General features: G+C 65.4%; 15 protein-coding genes, 1 tRNA gene and 1 other RNA gene. 13 read left to right on the forward strand and 4 right to left on the reverse strand.

What is annotated here, in order from left to right; genetic code table 11:
• Window positions 1-154: 154 nt before the first annotated feature.
• A complete protein-coding gene (gluQRS, locus tag ACVWY6_RS07280) occupies window positions 155-1,099 on the reverse strand; it encodes a tRNA glutamyl-Q(34) synthetase GluQRS (protein WP_457537089.1) in 945 nt (314 codons plus the stop codon).
• Between the two features lie 34 nt (window positions 1,100-1,133).
• Here gluQRS and ACVWY6_RS07285 point away from each other — a divergent pair, with 34 nt between their 5' ends.
• The 3 genes from ACVWY6_RS07285 to ACVWY6_RS07295 all read left to right on the forward strand — a co-directional run bounded on the left by ACVWY6_RS07285 (window position 1,134) and on the right by ACVWY6_RS07295 (window position 5,076).
• Entirely contained in the window at window positions 1,134-2,174 is a 1,041-nt protein-coding gene (locus ACVWY6_RS07285) for an ATP-dependent DNA ligase (protein WP_030168764.1), read from the forward strand.
• Window positions 2,174-3,217: a non-homologous end-joining DNA ligase gene (gene ligD, locus ACVWY6_RS07290; RefSeq protein ID WP_317713634.1), complete on the forward strand. Its 1,044-nt coding sequence runs from the start codon at window positions 2,174-2,176 to the stop codon at window positions 3,215-3,217. The genes ACVWY6_RS07285 and ligD overlap by 1 nt, the downstream gene beginning before the upstream one ends.
• A 134-nt stretch (window positions 3,218-3,351) precedes the next feature.
• Window positions 3,352-5,076 (forward strand): cation:proton antiporter, encoded by a 1,725-nt coding sequence (locus ACVWY6_RS07295; RefSeq protein ID WP_062795063.1) that lies wholly within the window; start codon window positions 3,352-3,354, stop codon window positions 5,074-5,076.
• A gap of 72 nt (window positions 5,077-5,148) precedes the next feature.
• Here the strand turns inward: ACVWY6_RS07295 and ACVWY6_RS07300 are convergent.
• Window positions 5,149-5,237, reverse strand: a tRNA-Ser gene (locus ACVWY6_RS07300).
• Between the two features lie 93 nt (window positions 5,238-5,330).
• Between ACVWY6_RS07300 and ffs the strand changes: the two genes are divergently transcribed.
• The 4 genes from ffs to ACVWY6_RS07320 all read left to right on the forward strand — a co-directional run bounded on the left by ffs (window position 5,331) and on the right by ACVWY6_RS07320 (window position 9,508).
• Window positions 5,331-5,427, forward strand: an RNA gene (gene ffs / locus ACVWY6_RS07305) — signal recognition particle sRNA small type.
• Window positions 5,428-5,491: 64 nt separating this feature from the next.
• Window positions 5,492-6,772, forward strand: a complete 1,281-nt coding sequence (locus ACVWY6_RS07310; protein WP_457537092.1) for an aminotransferase class I/II-fold pyridoxal phosphate-dependent enzyme — start codon at window positions 5,492-5,494, stop codon at window positions 6,770-6,772.
• Window positions 6,773-6,812: 40 nt separating this feature from the next.
• A complete protein-coding gene (locus tag ACVWY6_RS07315) occupies window positions 6,813-8,165 on the forward strand; it encodes a glycosyltransferase 87 family protein (RefSeq protein WP_457537094.1) in 1,353 nt (450 codons plus the stop codon).
• 29 nt (window positions 8,166-8,194) lie between these two features.
• Window positions 8,195-9,508 carry a glycosyltransferase 87 family protein gene (locus ACVWY6_RS07320; RefSeq protein ID WP_457537096.1) on the forward strand — a complete coding sequence of 438 codons (1,314 nt, stop codon included), beginning with the start codon at window positions 8,195-8,197 and terminating at the stop codon, window positions 9,506-9,508.
• 20 nt (window positions 9,509-9,528) lie between these two features.
• Here ACVWY6_RS07320 and ACVWY6_RS07325 read toward each other — a convergent pair whose 3' ends face one another.
• The gene (locus ACVWY6_RS07325; protein WP_062795066.1) at window positions 9,529-10,236 is read right to left on the reverse strand and encodes a GntR family transcriptional regulator; all 708 of its coding nucleotides are present in this window, start codon (window positions 10,234-10,236) and stop codon (window positions 9,529-9,531) included.
• Window positions 10,233-10,757 carry an HD family phosphohydrolase gene (locus ACVWY6_RS07330; RefSeq protein WP_457537098.1) on the reverse strand — a complete coding sequence of 175 codons (525 nt, stop codon included), beginning with the start codon at window positions 10,755-10,757 and terminating at the stop codon, window positions 10,233-10,235. Before ACVWY6_RS07330 ends, ACVWY6_RS07325 begins: the two co-directional genes overlap by 4 nt.
• A gap of 98 nt (window positions 10,758-10,855) precedes the next feature.
• On the opposite strand from ACVWY6_RS07330, the gene ACVWY6_RS07335 reads away from it, so the two are divergent.
• The 6 genes from ACVWY6_RS07335 (at window position 10,856) to ACVWY6_RS07360 (ending at window position 16,666) form a co-directional block, all read left to right on the forward strand.
• Window positions 10,856-11,983: a TIGR03364 family FAD-dependent oxidoreductase gene (locus ACVWY6_RS07335; RefSeq protein ID WP_457537100.1), complete on the forward strand. Its 1,128-nt coding sequence runs from the start codon at window positions 10,856-10,858 to the stop codon at window positions 11,981-11,983.
• Window positions 11,984-11,997: 14 nt separating this feature from the next.
• Complete coding sequence (locus ACVWY6_RS07340) at window positions 11,998-12,678, forward strand: phosphonatase-like hydrolase (RefSeq protein ID WP_457537102.1); 681 nt, start codon at window positions 11,998-12,000, stop codon at window positions 12,676-12,678.
• A gap of 80 nt (window positions 12,679-12,758) precedes the next feature.
• Window positions 12,759-13,817 (forward strand): 2-aminoethylphosphonate ABC transporter substrate-binding protein, encoded by a 1,059-nt coding sequence (locus ACVWY6_RS07345; protein ID WP_457537104.1) that lies wholly within the window; start codon window positions 12,759-12,761, stop codon window positions 13,815-13,817.
• 2 nt (window positions 13,818-13,819) lie between these two features.
• The gene (locus ACVWY6_RS07350) at window positions 13,820-14,983 is read left to right on the forward strand and encodes an ABC transporter ATP-binding protein (RefSeq protein WP_457537105.1); all 1,164 of its coding nucleotides are present in this window, start codon (window positions 13,820-13,822) and stop codon (window positions 14,981-14,983) included.
• Window positions 14,980-15,891, forward strand: a complete 912-nt coding sequence (locus ACVWY6_RS07355; RefSeq protein ID WP_457537108.1) for a 2-aminoethylphosphonate ABC transporter permease subunit — start codon at window positions 14,980-14,982, stop codon at window positions 15,889-15,891. The genes ACVWY6_RS07350 and ACVWY6_RS07355 overlap by 4 nt, the downstream gene beginning before the upstream one ends.
• Window positions 15,869-16,666, forward strand: a complete 798-nt coding sequence (locus ACVWY6_RS07360; RefSeq protein ID WP_457537110.1) for an ABC transporter permease — start codon at window positions 15,869-15,871, stop codon at window positions 16,664-16,666. Before ACVWY6_RS07355 ends, ACVWY6_RS07360 begins: the two co-directional genes overlap by 23 nt.
• The last annotated feature ends 47 nt before the right edge of the window (window positions 16,667-16,713 follow it).

Raw genomic sequence — 16,713 nt, forward strand, 5'->3', positions numbered from 1 at the left:
CAGTCGATTTTCGGCGTCCATCGGTTGCCTGCGTCTGCGGCGATCACCGGTTACCGGCACCGTGAATCCAAGGCTGGATCGCTATTCCATTCGAATGATCGCTCGGCGTGCCGTCTGCCCGTGGAGTTCTCGTGGCGCGACGTTCTGGTGCCGATCAGCAACTCGGCATTGCGCTCGGTTCGAGGACCCAGGGATCGCGCGGCAGATCGTCGGGATCGAATCGGGCGAGCAGCTGATCGCTGGTCACCGGTTCGTTCGGGGCTGCCATATTCAACGACGCGGCGATGAGTGACAGAACACGCTGTGTGTCAATGCCGCCCAGGGCCAGGTCCGACAACGTGACAGCGCCGTCGCGTTTGGCGAGCCTTGCGCCCTCCGTGTTCAGGACCAGTGGCACATGGGAATAGGCCGGTGGCGAAATGTGAAGCAGCGTGGCCAGATAACTCTGTCGAGGAGCTGAGTTGAGGAGGTCGTCGGCACGAACCACCTGATTCACTCCCTGGGCGTCGTCGTCGATGACCACGGCCAGGTTGTATGCCGGTGTGCCATCGCCGCGGCGGAGGACGAAGTCGTCGACCATGCCGGTATGACTGCCGAGAAGTGTGTCGACGACGGTGAACTCGGCAACCTCCGCGCGAAGCCGGATGGCCGGCGGGCGGCCGGTATCGCGTTTGGCTTGTCGTTGCGCTTCGGAGAGGTCGCGGCAGGTCCCCGGATAGGCGCCCGCCGGCGCATGCGGGGCCGACGGGGCCTCGAGGATCTCGCGTCGAGTGCAGAAGCACTCGTACGTCAGTCCCCGTCGTTGCAGGTCGTCGATGGCGACGTCGTAGGAGAGTCGACGTTGCGACTGCCACATCACCGGAGGGTCCCAGGTGATCCCCAATGCCGCCAGATCGGCGAGCTGCCGGTCTGCTGCCCCCGGTGCCACCCGATCGAGATCTTCCATTCGCACCACGAAGCGCCGGCCGGTGGAACGGGCAAACAACCAGGCGAGCAACGCGGTACGGAGATTGCCGATGTGCAGATCACCCGACGGCGACGGCGCGTACCGTCCCGCACCGCTCGGGCGGCCCGGTTCGTCTCGGCGGCAATCGTTCACCCGAACGAGGGTACAAGTGCAAGGATGGGACATCATGGACCTTCCTGTGATGCCGCCGGTGGTACCGATGCTGGCCAAATCCGCTGCCAAGATCCCCGATGAGGCCGGCGCCGCCGTGTGGTCGCATGAGCCCAAATGGGACGGGTTTCGGGCCATCATCTTTCGCGACGGCGATGAGGTGGTCATCGGGTCGCGCGGTGGCAAGGACCTCGGACGGTACTTCCCCGAACTGATCGAGGCGGCCCGAGAGGAATTGCCGGACAGGGTGGTTGTCGACGGTGAGATCGGCGTACAGGCCGATCTCGGTGGGGTTCGCCGGCTCAGCTGGGACGCCCTGTCCATCCGGATCCATCCCGCGAAATCCCGGGTGACGATGCTCGCCGAGCAGACCCCGGCGATGTTCATCGGGTTCGACGCACTGGCCACCGGCGACAGGGATCTCACCCGGGAGCCGTTCTCCACCCGCCGCGAGGTCCTCCTCGAATCGATCCCCGGCGCCGGACGTTGCCGGGTGAGTCGGGTGACCACCGATGCCGACCTTGCGCAGAACTGGTTCTCCGAGTTCGAAGGCGCAGGTCTCGACGGCGTCGTGAGCAAGCGCCTCGACGGGATCTACCTGCCGGGCAAGCGGGAGATGATCAAGGTCAAGCACAAGCGCAGCGCCGACTGCGTCGTGATCGGGTACCGCGTCCACAAGAGTGGTACCGGTCTGGGTTCGATGTTGCTGGGGCTCTACAGAGACGGTGATCTCCGCATGGTCGGCGGAGCCGGCGCGTTCTCGGACGCGAAGCGAATTGAGTTGCAGGAGATGCTCGAACCGATGCGGCTCGACCCCGACAACGTCGCCGAGGGTGAACCGAGCCGCTGGAAAGAGAAGGGGTCGTCGCAGTGGATCCCCATCCGCCCGGAACTCGTCGTCGAGGTCGCCTACGACCAGATGGAGGGCGACAGGTTCCGGCACACCGTGCAATTCGTGCGTTGGCGTCCCGACCGTGAACCCGAGAGCTGTGGCTATGAACAGCTCGAGGTCCCGCTCACCTACGACCTTTTCGACGTCCTGGAGGGACAAGACTGATGGCGAAAGCTCCGGCCGAAGAACTCGATGTCGACGGGACCGCGGTGCGGTTGTCCAACCCCGACAAGATCTACTTCCCCCAGCTCGGCGAGAAGGGCGGCCGGAAAAGGGATTTGGTGGAGTACTACCGCACCGTGGCGCTGCAGGGCGCGATGTTGACGGCCCTGCGCGACCGACCGACCTTCTTGCAGCGTTTCCCCGACGGCATCGAAGGTGAAGAGATCTACCAGAAGCGTGTGGCGGCCAAACGCCCCGACTTCGTGGAGTCGACGTCGATCACCTTTCCCTCCGGCCGCAAGGCCGACGCCATCCGGACCACCAGCGCGCCGGTCATCGTGTGGGCGGCCAATCTGGGGACTGTCACATTTCATCCGTGGCCCACGATCGCCCCGGACAACGACCATCCCGACCAGCTCCGGATCGACCTCGATCCCCAGCCGGGCACGGACTTCGCCGACGCGCGCCGTGTTGCCATCGACGTGTTGCGGCCACTGCTCGACGAATTGGGTCTCGTCGGTTTCCCCAAAACCTCGGGCGGACGCGGTCTGCACGTGTTCGTGCCCATCGAGCCGCGCTGGGATTTCATCGAGACCCGGCGTGCGGTGATCGCCCTGGCGCGTGAGCTCGAACGCCGCGACAGTGCGTCGGTCACCACCTCGTGGTGGAAAGAAGAGCGCGGAGAGCGGCTCTTCATCGACTTCAATCAGAACGCCCGCGACCGCACGATGGCCGCCGGATATTCGGCGCGGCGCACCCCGACGGCGACGGTGTCAACGCCGGTGACCTGGGAGGAACTGGCCGACGTCGATCCCCTGGACTGCACGATCGCCACTGTCCCGGCGCTGCTGGAACGAAGGGGAGATCCCATGGCGGACATCGGCGATCATCCTGGGAGTCTCGAGCCGCTGCTCGAATGGGTGGCGCGCGACGAGAAGGACGGGCTGGGCGACATGCCCTATCCGCCGAGCTACCCGAAGATGCCGGGTGAACCCAAGCGTGTGCAGCCGTCGCGGGCGCGTCACGACGACGAGTCGGAGTCCTGAGCCGTTCGTTTTGTCCCCGTGAGACCCGGCCGAGGGCGTATTGCCCTTGGCGGACCGTCACGGGGACGATCTGTGCGCGCGACCATACGACTTCACGGCGAGCAGACTCGGACATCACCTGACAGAATCCGGCCATGGAACTGCTGCTTCTGGTACTTCTCGGCGCGGTTGTCGTCACGGCGTTCGCGGATCGTCGCGGAATGCAGCCCGCGCTCATCATTCTGGTGGTCGGACTCCTGGTCTCGTTCATCCCCGGTCTGCCCCGGGTGGAGCTGGAGTCCGACATCCTGCTGACGGTGGTGTTGCCGCCATTGCTCTATTCGGCGGCGCTGAACTTCTCGTTCCCGAGCTTCCTGCGCAACATCAAACCGATCCTCGGTCTCGGTGTGGCCATGGTTGTGGTCACGGCGTTCGCGGTGGGAGCCGTTGCCACGGTCGCCATCCCGGAGTTCACCTTCCTTCTCGCACTGTTGCTCGGGGCCATCGTCGCCCCGCCCGATGCCGTGACGGCCGTCGCGATCGGCCGCAAACTGGGTCTGCCGAAGCGCGTGATGGCAATCCTGACCGGCGAGTCCCTGGTGAACGACGCAGCCGCGTTGTCGTTGTTCGCGATCGCCGTGTCGCAGATCGCGCACACCCACGCGTTCATCGGGAATCCGTTGCTGCTCTTCAGCTACAGCGCGGTACTCGGGCCCGTCGTCGGAATCGTCATCGGGTTCGGCACCCTGTGGATCCGGCGTCACCTGCAGAACCCGGCGCTGGAAACGGTTCTCGGCTTCACTGTCCCGTTCGCGGCTTTTGTTGCCGCCGAACACATTCATGCGTCCGGGGTGCTCGCGGTGGTGATCGCCGGATTCGTGGTCGGGTCGGGTTCGGTTCATGCCGGCTACCAGACTCGTCTGCAGGAGCGCTATGTGTGGAACTCGGTGGATGTGCTCCTGGAAGCATTTGTGTTCGCCTACATAGGTTTACAGCTCAGGTTCATCATCGACGAGCTGCGAGAGGCGCGTGAGTCGCTTGTCGGGGTGGCGGTGGCCTCGGTTGTCGTCCTGCTCGTGGTGCTTGTCATCCGCCCGTTCGCCGTGTTCCTCATGTTCGGCCGGGGCTTGTTGCAACGGCACGTCGAGAAGACGGTCAGCTCGTCGCAGATCGCTGCGGGCCCTCGCGTTCCGCGACGGATCAGTGAGTCGGGCAGAGATCCGACCGCCAAGCGTGAGAAGAAACGGCCGGCCGCCGTCAAACGCCTGACCGCCTCGATGGACAAGCGGACGCTGACCTTCCAGGAGAGTCTGGTGGTGTCGTGGACGGGTATGCGCGGTGTGGTGACGTTGGCTGCCGCGTCCGGCATCCCGGCGACCCTGGAATCGGGGGAGCCGTTCCCGGAGCGTGCTGCGATCCAGGCGATCGCCTTTGTGGTCGCGGTGGGCACCATCTTGATCCAGGGGACCAGCCTGCCCTGGCTGATCGCACGCTTGCATCTGCACTCCGAGGAGGAAGAGCAGTACGCAGCTCGCGAGACGTCGAAGGCGGAGAGCATCGTGCACTTCGCCGGAGATGGGGTGATCGAGGACTTCGTGGCCGAACCGCCCGCCACCCTGGATGCGAAGACGGTCGAGTTCATCCGGTCGACCGTCGCGCGCCAGGTGCGTGATGCCGAGGAGATGCCCGACCCCGAAGCGCACACCGAGCGTGCGGAGACGTTCGCCAAGCTCTACCGGGAGGTGCTGGCGGCGCAGCGTCATGCCCTGATTGCCAGCCGTGATGCCGGTGAGGTGGACGACGAAGCCGTCCGCGCGATGCTCGAACGTCTCGATCTGCAGGAAGCCGGTCTGTCGGCGAGGCTCGAAAGCCGCCTCTGACTTCCCGAAATGGTGGGTTCGGGTGAGGCTCACCTGGGCGAATGCTCACCCGAAGCCACCACTTTCGGAAGTTGGCGGAGGATAGGGGATTCGAACCCCTGAGGGCTGTTAACCCAACCCGCGTTCCAGGCGAGCGCCATAGGCCACTAGGCGAATCCTCCGTGGGGGAGCTTACCGGTCGCGAGGTGACCTGCCAAAAACGGGCTGGTGAGGTGACCAGTTTCCGGCACCGCGCACCGGGCGGCTACACTCGATCCCGGATCCCGCGCGGCGTGCATCCTGTGAACTCCCCCAGGGCCGGAAGGCAGCAAGGGTCAGCGGGCTCTCTCGGGTGCGCGGGGTCCCCTACTTTGTTCCCCAGCGAAGCGCGCGATGACAGTTCCGGGGCAGGTGTGGTTCCGGGCGAAAGGCCGACGTGAACTACCACTCGATGAGTGCCGACCAGCTGACCGCCACCAGGTCCGACCTGCGCGATCAATATCAGCGCCTCGCCGAAGCGGGCCTGAACCTCGACCTCACCCGCGGTAAACCGTCACCGGAACAACTCGACCTCTCCGCGGATCTGCTGTCGTTGCCGGGAGCCGATGTCTACCGCGACGGCAAGGGCACCGACTGCCGCAACTACGGCGGTCTCACCGGATTGCCCGAGCTTCGTGCCATCTTCGGTGAACTGCTGGGGATCCCCACCGACAATCTGCTGGCGGGCGGCAACGCCAGCCTCGAATACATGCACGATCTGGTCATCTTCGGTTTGCTGCACGGCACGCCGGACTCGACGGCTCCCTGGGGGCAGGGCCCGATCAAGTTCTTGTGCCCGTCCCCGGGCTACGACCGGCACTTCGCGATCACCCAGTCCTACGGCATCGAGATGATCACCGTGCCGATGAACCCGGACGGCCCCGACGTTGCGGTGTGTGCCGAACTGGTGGCAGCAGATCCACAGATCAAGGGCATGTGGTGCGTACCGACGTACTCCAACCCCACCGGGGCCACCTACAGCGCCGACGTGAGCAAGGCGCTGATGTCGATGCCGGCCGCGGCACCCGACTTCCGCATCTTCTGGGACAACGCGTACGCGGTGCACACCCTGCAGGAGACCCCGCCTGAGCCGGTGGACGTGCTGGGACTGGCGGCGGCCGCGGGCAATCCGAACCGCCCCTACGTCTTCGCCTCGACCTCCAAGATCACGTTCGCCGGTGCGGGCGTGGCTTTCTTCGGTAGTTCGGCCGACAACCTGGCCTGGTACCAGCGGCACGCGAGCATCAAGACGATCGGCCCCGACAAGCTCAACCAGCTCAGGCACCTGCGCTACTTCGGTGATGCCGACGGCGTGCGCCGACAGATGGCCAGGCACCGCGACCTGCTGCTGCCCAAGTTCGCGCTGGTGCTGCAGATCCTCGAGGACCGGCTCGGCGCGGCGAAGGTCGCATCGTGGACCGAACCCGAAGGCGGCTACTTCATCAGCCTCGACGTTGTCGACGGCACCGCGACCAAGGTCATCGACCTGGCCAAGAAGGCCGGCATCTCACTGACCGCGGCTGGGTCGACCTTCCCGTACAAGCGCGATCCCGACGACCGCAACATCCGTCTCGCCCCGACCTTTCCGGGACTGGAAGAGCTGCGGTTGGCGATGGACGGGGTGGCCACCTGTGTGCTGCTCGCCGCAGCCGAGAAGTTGCTCGAAGACCACAGCTGACATCACGCAGGAACCCTCGCTCGGTGATCGAGAAGGGCCGATGCTCGAGAAAGGCGCATCCCGGTTGGGCATCGAGTCCGCTCCGCACGTCCGTTCGCAGGAGCGCGCAGCAGTGACAAATGGCCCGGTGTTGCCGAGGCCCGCCGTTGTTGTCGCGGTGTCCCTCGCGCTCGGCCTGCTCGCGGTGTATCTGCAACATCTGGCCGTCCCGATCGACACCCCGTACTGGGGAGTCTTCGGTAACCAACTCGACCTGGCGGTGTATCGAGAAGGCGCCCAAGCGGTACTCGACGGTGACCGCCTGTACGAGGCCAAACTCGTGGGCGTCATGGATTACACCTATGCGCCGGTATCGGTGATCCTGTTCATGCCGTTCGCGGCGATGTCGCTTGAACTCGCGCGGATCGTCTGGATGGTCGGCATCTTCGTCGCCCTCTATCTCTGTATCACTCTGAGCTTCAAAAGCCTGCGATACCAGATCAATTGGTCGGTTCGGATCTTCGCCGGCGCCCTTGTCCTGGTGAGCGCGCTGATGGAGCCGGTCCGCACCACCATGTGGTATGGCCAGATCAACGTGTTCCTCATGCTGCTCATCCTCTGGGATCTCCTGCAGGGCAGGCACAGTCGCATCCGCGGTCTCGGGGTGGGGATCGCTGCTGGGATCAAGCTGACACCCCTGATCTTCGTGTTCTATCTCCTGATCAACCGCAACTGGCGCGCGGTGTGGCTGGCGGGTGCGGGGTTCGTGGGCACCATCGCGCTCGGGTTCGCGGTGATGCCCCGTGATTCCTGGAAGTACTGGAGCGGGACGTTCATCGACTCCAAGCGGGTCGGTGCCCCCAACACCGTCGGCAATCAATCGATCAGGGGAGCGTTGGCGAACCTGTGGCAGACCGATGCACCCAACCCGCTGGTGTGGATCACCTTGGCCGTTGCAGCGCTCGCGCTCGGGATGACTGCGGCCTCACTGGCCCATCGAGCCGGACATGAGCTGCTCGCCGTCACCCTCGTCGGTATGACGGGGACCGCGGTGTCGCCGATGTCGTGGGGACACCACTGGGTGTGGTTCGTCCCGGTCCTCGTGATCGGAATCCACCTGACGCTGCAGGCGCGGGGTGCGGTGGCCACAGCGCTGGCGGCGACAGCGGTGGTCGCATTGCTGGCGACGACATTCATCTGGCGCACCTACCGTTCGTATCCGGTCCTGCAGATCGAACGGGTCCTGGCGGACGGTTACTTCACTGGGCTGTACCACAAGGTCGGCATCCCTGAGCTGCGCTGGTTCACCTATGACCCTTACAACTGGGTGTTCGTGGTGACAGCGGTGGCTGCCATCGTGTGTCTCGTCGTGAGGCGCCGCGTCGACGCTCCGGAGCCGGTCGCGGCGGGTTAGCATCCCTGGACACGGGGTGAGGAGTAAGGGTGACAGCGGATCAAGCGCGCGCTGAGACAACGGACGACTCGATCGCACAGCAGCGGTTTCCGAGTCACCCACTTCTGCTGATCGCGTTTGTGGTGGGCGCGGCCATTGCGCTGCTCGTGCAAGTCCGGTTCATTCCTCTGGACGCCCCCATCTTCGGGTTGTTCAAGAACCAGGTCGACCTCGACGTGTACCGCGCCGGGGCCCAGCACCTATTGCACGGCCGGCAGCTCTACGACTTGCCGATGCTCCGGAACGGCCTGCTGTACACCTACACCCCGTTTTCGACCATCGTCTTCCAGCCTTTCGGCTGGATGAGCGCCGAGATGGCCGTGGACGTCTGGAGTGGCCTCATCTTCGTCACCCTGTACTGGGTCATCGTGGCCTCGTTCCGGAGTCTGGGCTACGAGATGAGCTGGTCGCTGGTCATCGTGGCCGCGGCGATGGTCTGTGCCGTCACCTTGATGGAGCCGGTCCGCACCACGATCTGGTACGGGCAGATCAACGTCTTCTTGATGGCGATAGTCCTATGGGATCTGCTTCGGCCAGATGGCAGTCGGCTCAAGGGCATCGGTGTGGGTGTCGCGGCGGGCATCAAGCTGACCCCCGCGTTCTTTGTCGTCTACCTTGCCGTCACGAGACGGTGGCGCGCGGTGGTCGTGGTGGTCGCGACATTCGGCGCCACGATCCTGATCGGCTTCCTCGCGACGCCCCGGCAGTCGTGGAACTACTGGACCGACCGGGTGGTGAACTCCGACCGCGTCGGCCCCACAGACGCTCCCAGCAATCAGTCGATCAAGGGCGCCCTGGCCACGGTGTTCGATACGACCACGCCCAGCAACGTGCTGTGGATTGCGTGTTCTGCACTCGCGGTCGTCCTCGGGATCGGTGCAGCCTGGCTGGCGCACCGTGCGGGCCAGGAGCTGCTCGCCCTGTGCCTGACCGGGATGACCACTGCGGCAGTGTCACCTTTCAGCTGGGGCCATCACTGGGTGTGGTTCGTACCCCTGCTGGTGTTCGCGGTGCATCTGCCCATCGCGGCGTGGCGCGCCGGGTCACGACCACTCGCCGGATTGTTGTGCCTCGCTCCGCCCGCTCTCTTCACCGCCGTGTTCATCTGGCGCAACTACCTCCCTGGAGGCGCCCTGGGCTTCAAGCCCTTCTACGGCACCGGCATGTTCATGACGCCGTTCCCGGACTGGCTCCGATGGTTCTCCGCCGAGCCCTACCTGTGGGTGTTCGGCGCGACCGCGGTGTTGTGCATCGCCGTCTGGAGCCCGGGCGAAGTGCGGGCCAGGGGTGTTGCACGTCGTTAACTGTCCGACATCGGAACGGGTCACTCGCGGAGTATTGCCTCGAACGCCATCCGATCGCCGCGATACACGGTCCGCACCCTCTCGATCGGCCGCCCGTCGGTGTCCAGGGAACGCCGGTGCATCAGCAACATGGGCATGGCCGTGGTGGTTTCGAGTAACCGTGCCTCCTGGGGGGAGGGCAGCACGGTCTCGATCCGTTCCAGGGCGCTCCCGAAGACAACACCCGCATTGCGGATGGCCGCATACAGCGACGTGCTGGGGTCGAACGTCTCTGTGAAAGAACCGAACCGGGTTTTCGGTAGGTACGTGCTCTCCAGACCGAGACGTGCACCGTCTGCGAGCAACACGCGCTGCAGATGCATCACTTTCGACCCCGCGGGCACCTCCAGGTCGGCGCACATCTCGGCGTCGGCGGGCACGTCCTCCCAGGTGACCAACAGGCGGGCGGGGACTCGTCCCTGACTTTGCGCGCCCTCGGTGTAGGACCGAAGCGACAGTGGCTGAACCAGTTTGGGAGCGGACACCACGGTTCCGCGACCCCGGCGCTCGATGCGGCCCTCGACCAACAGCTCGTGCAAAGCCTGGCGGACGGTCTCTCGCGATACCTCGAACCGCTCGGCGAGTTCGCGCTCGGGTGGCACCGTGTCACCTTCGGTGAGCTTGGCCAGTATCTGTTCGAGCTCGGTGCGCACGAGGTAGTACTTGGGAACGCGCTCCTGTGCGGTCATGACGACAACCGACTGTCGACGCGGCGGGCGACGTCGAGCAGGTCACCGATCGACATCATCGGTGCGCCGGGCACTTTCGCGGCGTCGTCGTACCGGCGCAGCCGAAGCGCATCGGGCCAGCGAGGGTCCTCGAGGTACGCGACGGAGACTGCCGCACCGCCCTGTGCCCGTAGCGAGTGGATCGAGGTACCCGACAACGTTCCCGCATACCCGGAGGCGGTCGCGGCAAGATGGCGCTTGGCGGCGACGTGGGCTCCGGCGAGCCAACCCACACGGGGCCCGAAACGCGGGGTCAGCCACCGTTCTGCTGCCCGGTCATGATGTTCGGCGGCGGCCGCGCCGAGCAGGGGACTGTGGCCGACGTCGTGAAGTGCTGTGGCCAGGGTCAATTCGTCATCGGCGTTGTCGATGGTGGCGAGGTGGGCCGCCTGCAATGCGTGGTCGAGTTCGTCCACGGCCTCTTCGTCCCACACGCCCCGCAGTGATCGCAATACGGCCTCGGTCTCCCCGATCGAATCCATGCCCCCAGCATAGCCCCAATTGGTCTATACCAATTGTTTACCCGAAGTTCGCGCATTGGCCCTTTATTGGTCTAGACCAATCGGGCAGGGTGAATGTCATGCGAGTGATGATTGTCGGCGGTGGGGTCCTGGGCACCGCCCATGCGTGGGCCGCGCTGCGGCGAGGACATGAAGTGTTTCACGTGGAGCGCGAAGCGGAGGCGCGAGGCGCCACGGTCCGGAACTTCGGCCTTGTCTGGGTGTCGGGGCGGTCGTCGGCCGAACTGTCGATGGCCCAGCGTTCTCGTGACCTCTGGGCCGAGATCGGTTGCTTGGTAACGGATGTCGGGTTCCGCGACATCGGATCGATCACTCTGGTTCGCACCGGGGCGGAACTCTCGGTGGCCGAGGAGATGGTCAGCAGATCAGATGCCACCGCCCGCGGCTTCGAACTCCTCACCCCCAACGACGTGGTGCGGAAGAACCCGGCGTTGCGGGGCGACTTCATAGCCGGGTTGTACTGTTCCCGCGACGCCGCAGTCGAGTCGCGACAGGCACTTCCGGCACTGCGCGCGTACTTGTCGGAGTCAGGACGTTATCGGTTCGAGGCAGGCTCCGAGATCCGTGGTGTCGAGCGCACGGGATCTGGTGTGAGTGCCCGGGATGACAGGGGCCGGACGCACGCCGCTGACGCCATCATCGTGTGCCCTGGGGCGGCGCATGGTGGTCTGGCCCGAGAGCTGGCCGGGGACATGCCGGTTCGCCGGGTGCGGTTGCAGATGATGCAGACAGCGCCGTTGGGTGAAACGCTCACCACGGCGATCGCGGATGCGGACAGCTTCCGCTACTACCCGGCATTCGCGGGAGAGAACCTCGACCGTCTCCGGAACTCGCAGCCGCAGAATCCGATTGCCGACACCCACAAGATGCAGTTGCTGTGTGTTCAGCGACTGCACGGAGGCCTGACCATCGGCGACACGCACGAGTACGCCGAACCGTTCGGGTTCGACGTCACCGAGGACCCCTACCGGCTGCTCAGCGATGTGGTCGAGGGATTTCTCGGACGCAAGCTACCGCCGGTCGTGCGCCGCTGGGCGGGCGTGTACTCGCAGTGCGTTGACCCGGAGGCGATCGTGCACCGCGTCCAGGTCGCGGACGGCATCTGGGTGGTCACCGGTCCAGGAGGCCGGGGGATGACCCTGGGTCCGGCCATCGGCGAACAAACCATCGACCTCATCGACTCTTGAAGGGACGTAGAACATTGAGCGACAACTCGATTCGCCTGGCCGTACTCGACATGGCAGGCACCACGGTGGCCGACGACGGCCTCGTGATGAAAGCCTTCGACGCGGCGGCTTCGGCGGCCGGCATCCCCGACTCGGGCCCGGAGCACGAAGCGGCCCGTCAATACGTCATCGACACCATGGGGCAGTCGAAGATCACCGTCTTCCGCGCCCTGGTCGACTCGGAAGAACTGGCACAACAGGCGAATCGGACCTTCGAACAGGCGTATGACGCACTGATCGACGGTGGCGCTGCGGCCCCGATCGACGGCGCGGCGGCAGCCATCGGACGCCTGCGTGCAGCGGGCGTGAAGGTCGCGCTCACCACCGGCTTCAGCAAGCCCACCAAAGAACGGTTGCTCAAAGCCCTCGGATGGGAGTCGATCGCGGATCTGACCCTGGCGCCAGCGGAAGCCGGGCGCGGGCGTCCCTACCCCGACCTCATCTTGACCGCTCTGCTCCGCTTGGAGATCGACGATGTCCGCCAGGTTGCGGTGTTGGGCGACACCGCAAACGACATAGTGAGCGGGCATCGCGCCGGGGCCCGCGTCGTGGCAGGGACGCTCACGGGGGCACATGACGAAGGTCAATTGCGTGCCGCGGAACCGACTCACCTCGTCCCGACGGTTGCCGACTTCGCCGACCTCCTGATCGGTTGAGCCGGGTTGCCTTGTCGATCGCTTCACCTCACGAATCATCCCCAGCCCTCACGCGACCACACGACACCCAAGGAAGAGCAATGCGCATGACGCCGCGTCACCCTCACCCGTCCCGACTCATCGCGATAACAGCTGCTGCTGTTGCGATTTCACTCACCGCCGCGTGCGGTGGGACCGGTTCGTCGAGCACAGACGGCAAGACCGTCACCGTCTACAGTGCCGACGGACTCGCCTCCTGGTACGAGTCCGAGTTCAAGAAGTTCACCGACGACACCGGCATAGCGGTCGACGTCGTCGAGGCAGGTTCGGGAGAGGTGGTCTCCAGGGTCCAGAAGGAGCAATCCAACCCGCAGGCCGACCTGCTCGTCACCTTGCCTCCGTTCATCCAGAAGGCCGACGCCGACGGGCTGCTGGTGGAAACCGATGTGGACACCACCGGTGTGGCACCCGAAAGTATCGGTCCGGCCAACAAATACGTGTCCGTGGTGAACAATTACCTCGCCTTCATCGCCAATCCGGGAGCCGAGCCCCCACCCCAGACGTGGGACGATCTCCTCGATCCGCGGTTCAAGGGAAAGATCCAGTACTCCACACCCGGTCAAGCCGGTGACGGCACGGCTGTGCTGTTGCTGCTGCAGCACCTCCTCGGAAAGCAGGGCGCCCTGGACTATCTGAAGAAGCTGCAGGCAAACAACGTCGGGCCGTCGAGTTCCACAGGGAAACTCCAGCCCAAGGTCAGCAATGGCGAGCTCCTGGTGGCCAACGGTGACGTGCAGATGAACCTGGCGTCGATCCGTGACGATGGATCGAAGTTCGAATTGTTCTTCCCCGCAGCGGGGGACGGCACCCGCACCACCGTGTCGCTGCCCTACGTCGCAGGCGTCACCAAGGGAGCGCCACACGCCGACGAAGCAGAGCAACTGCTCGCGTTTCTGCTCTCGCAGGACGTCCAGAACGACGTGGGCGGGGCGGCGATGGGCGTCTCGGTACGAACCGACGTGCAGCCCGCAGGCGGCGACGGTGGGCTCACCCCCGCGAAGGTGATCGAGGGGGTCGAGATCTGGAATCCGGACTGGAACGCGGTGCTGGCCGACCTCGACGCCGATATCGCCGCCTATCAGCAGGCCACCGGTAACTGATCATGACCGACCCCATCGCAGCTGCCGGTTCGAGGACGCTCTCAGCACGTGCGCTCACGAAGACCTCGACGGCTCCGGCCATCAGCTTCGACCGCGTGACGGTCACCTACGGTCGCGGCAAGAAGGCAACCGATGCGCTGGTCGACTTCAGCCTCCGGGTGGCCAAGGGTGAGACCGTGGCTCTGCTGGGACCGAGTGGGTCGGGCAAATCGACCGCGCTCAAGGCGCTGGCCGGGTTCGTCCGCCCTTCCTCGGGCCGGGTGCGGCTGAACGATCGCGACGTCACCGACCTCCCGCCGGCCAGGCGGGGGATCGGTGTGGTCGTCCAGTCGTATGCGCTGTTCCCGCACATGCGGGTGGGTGACAACGTCGCATTCGGTCTCCGGGCCCGGCGAGTTCGTGGCGGCGAGCTGAAAGATCGTGTGGCAGAGGCGCTTGCCATGGTGAGTATGTCCGAGTATGTCAACCGTCTGCCGAAAGAGCTGTCCGGAGGTCAACAGCAGCGGGTGGCGATAGCCAGGGCATTGGCCATTCGGCCGGACGTGCTGTTGCTGGACGAGCCGCTCGCGGCTCTCGATGCCCAACTGCGCCAATCGATGCTCGGCGAACTGCAGCGGTTGAGGGACGCGTTGCCGGACACCGCGATGCTGTATGTGACCCACGACCAGAGCGAGGCGCTGGCCTTGGCGGACCGGATCGTGGTGATGCGTGATGCCAGACTGATCGATGTCGACACGGCGGAGAACCTCTGGACCCGCCCGCCGACGACGTTCACCGCAGCATTTCTCGGTGGGGCAAACCTCATTCCGTGCAAGGTCGGAAGAGTTAGCGGCTCAGCAGCATTGGTCACCGTCGGAGACCTCACGCTGAGCGCGCATGCTCCTGCGTCGACTGCGTGGCCGCCCGGCTCCGACGCGTACCTGTGCGTTCGACCGCACACCCTCACGGTGGGTTCACCCACGGCGCGCGGCGCGTTGCGGGCGAGGGTCGCGACTCAGGTGTGGCGTGGCGCGTCCACGCGTCTGTCGCTGTCGATCAACGGACTGCCGGACGTATTGGTGGAAGCCGACGTCCCCGGACATTCCCAGCACCCCACCGGTGCGGAGGTCGGCGTGGTCCTGCCTGCTCAGGCGGGCACACTGGTGCCGGCGGACGCCGCGCGATGACCGCAACGCTCGAGCGTGACCGCACCTCGCCACCGGCGTCGCCTTCCCGTCGGGCCGACGGGTACTGGTCACGCATCGCTTGGACCGCAACACCTTTGCTGGTGGTTGCCCTCTTCGCGGTCTATCCGCTGATCCGTGTGCTCCTCAGCTCGACCGAAGGCGCAGGCAGCAGCTCATGGAGCGGAGTCCTCGGATCTGAGATCTTCCGCACCGCTCTGCTGCGGACGGCCCAGATCGCCATCTGCTCCACTGCCGGGTGCCTGGTTCTGGGGACCTTCGTGGCAGTGGTGCTCGCGTTCGTGCCGTTCCCTGGATCGCGGGTCGTTGGCAGGCTCATCGACACCGTGCTCGCCTTACCGTCCTTCTTGATCACCCTGGCCTTCACCTTCCTCTACGGAACGGCAGGCGCCCTGAACGCCTTGATCATGGAGATCACCGGACGCGACACCGCATTGGTCAATGTCCTCAACACACCCGCGGGGGTCATCGCGGCCGAGATCACCTTCTTCACACCGTTTGTGGTCCGTCCTCTGCTGGCCGCCTTTGCCCTCGTCTCGCGTGAACAGCTCGATGTCGCGGCCAGTCTCGGCGCCTCGCCATGGCGAGTACTGCGCACCGTCGTGATGCCCGAGGCGTGGCCCGCCTTGATGGCCGGTGGCAGCCTGGTACTACTGCTGACGCTCAACGAGTTCGGCATCGTGCTGTTCACCGGAGCCAAAGATGTTGTGACACTGCCGGTTCTGATCTACACGAGGGGAATCGTCACCTTCGATCTGCCGGGCGCCGCCGTCATCGGCACGGTTCAGGTGGTGCTGTCGCTGACGCTCTACCTGACCTATCGCCTCATCTTCGCCCGATTGCTGAGTGGACGTAAAGGACAACCCGATGTTGTTGTGGACAAGCCGTAGCAAGGCCATCGTCTGGACCGTGTTCGCGATTGTGGTGCTGACCGTGTTCGCGGCACCGATCGCCACGGTGGTGCTCGCCGCGCTGGCAGGGTCGTGGACCGGACCTCTGCCCAGCGACCTCGGGACAACCCACTTCGACCAGGCGATGTCGGGCGACGAACTCGCCAGTGCATCGGTGAGTCTGCAGACCGCCGTGATCTCCGGTGCGATCGCGCTGCTGCTCGGGGCGTGGGCGGCCATCGCCGCTCGACGGACCCCGACCTGGTTGCGCCGGATGACCGACGCCGTGTTCCACCTGCCGATCGCGATCCCCTCGGTGGTTGTCGGGCTGGGAACCCTCATCGCGTTCAATGCCGGGCCGGTCCCACTGGGCGGCACCAAATGGATCGTGATCGTGGCGCACACCGTGCTCGTCCTGGCTTTTGCCTTCAGCGCGGTGTCGGCGGCGCTGGAGCGACTCGATCCCGCGTACGAACAAGCGGCGGAGTCGCTCGGGGCCGGGCCGGTGCGTGTGCTCACCCGGATCACGCTGCCGTTGTTGTTGCCCGCACTGGGCGCCGCCGCCGGCCTGGCGATCGCGCTGTCGATGGGCGAGCTCGGGGCCACTGTGATGGTGTATCCGGCCACCTGGAAAACACTTCCGGTGACCATCTTCGGCTTGTCCGATCGTGGCCAGGTGTTCTCTGCCGCCGCCTGCACCACGGTTCTGCTCGTCGTCACGCTGGTGGCTCTCCTCGCGTTGGGCAGGATCCGCGGTCGGGTCGCTGCCCGTTGATGTCCGGTGACCACCGTCTTCGGGCGCCGGTGCCGAACGTCGGACCG

Source organism: Williamsia sp. R60, from assembly GCF_054063855.1.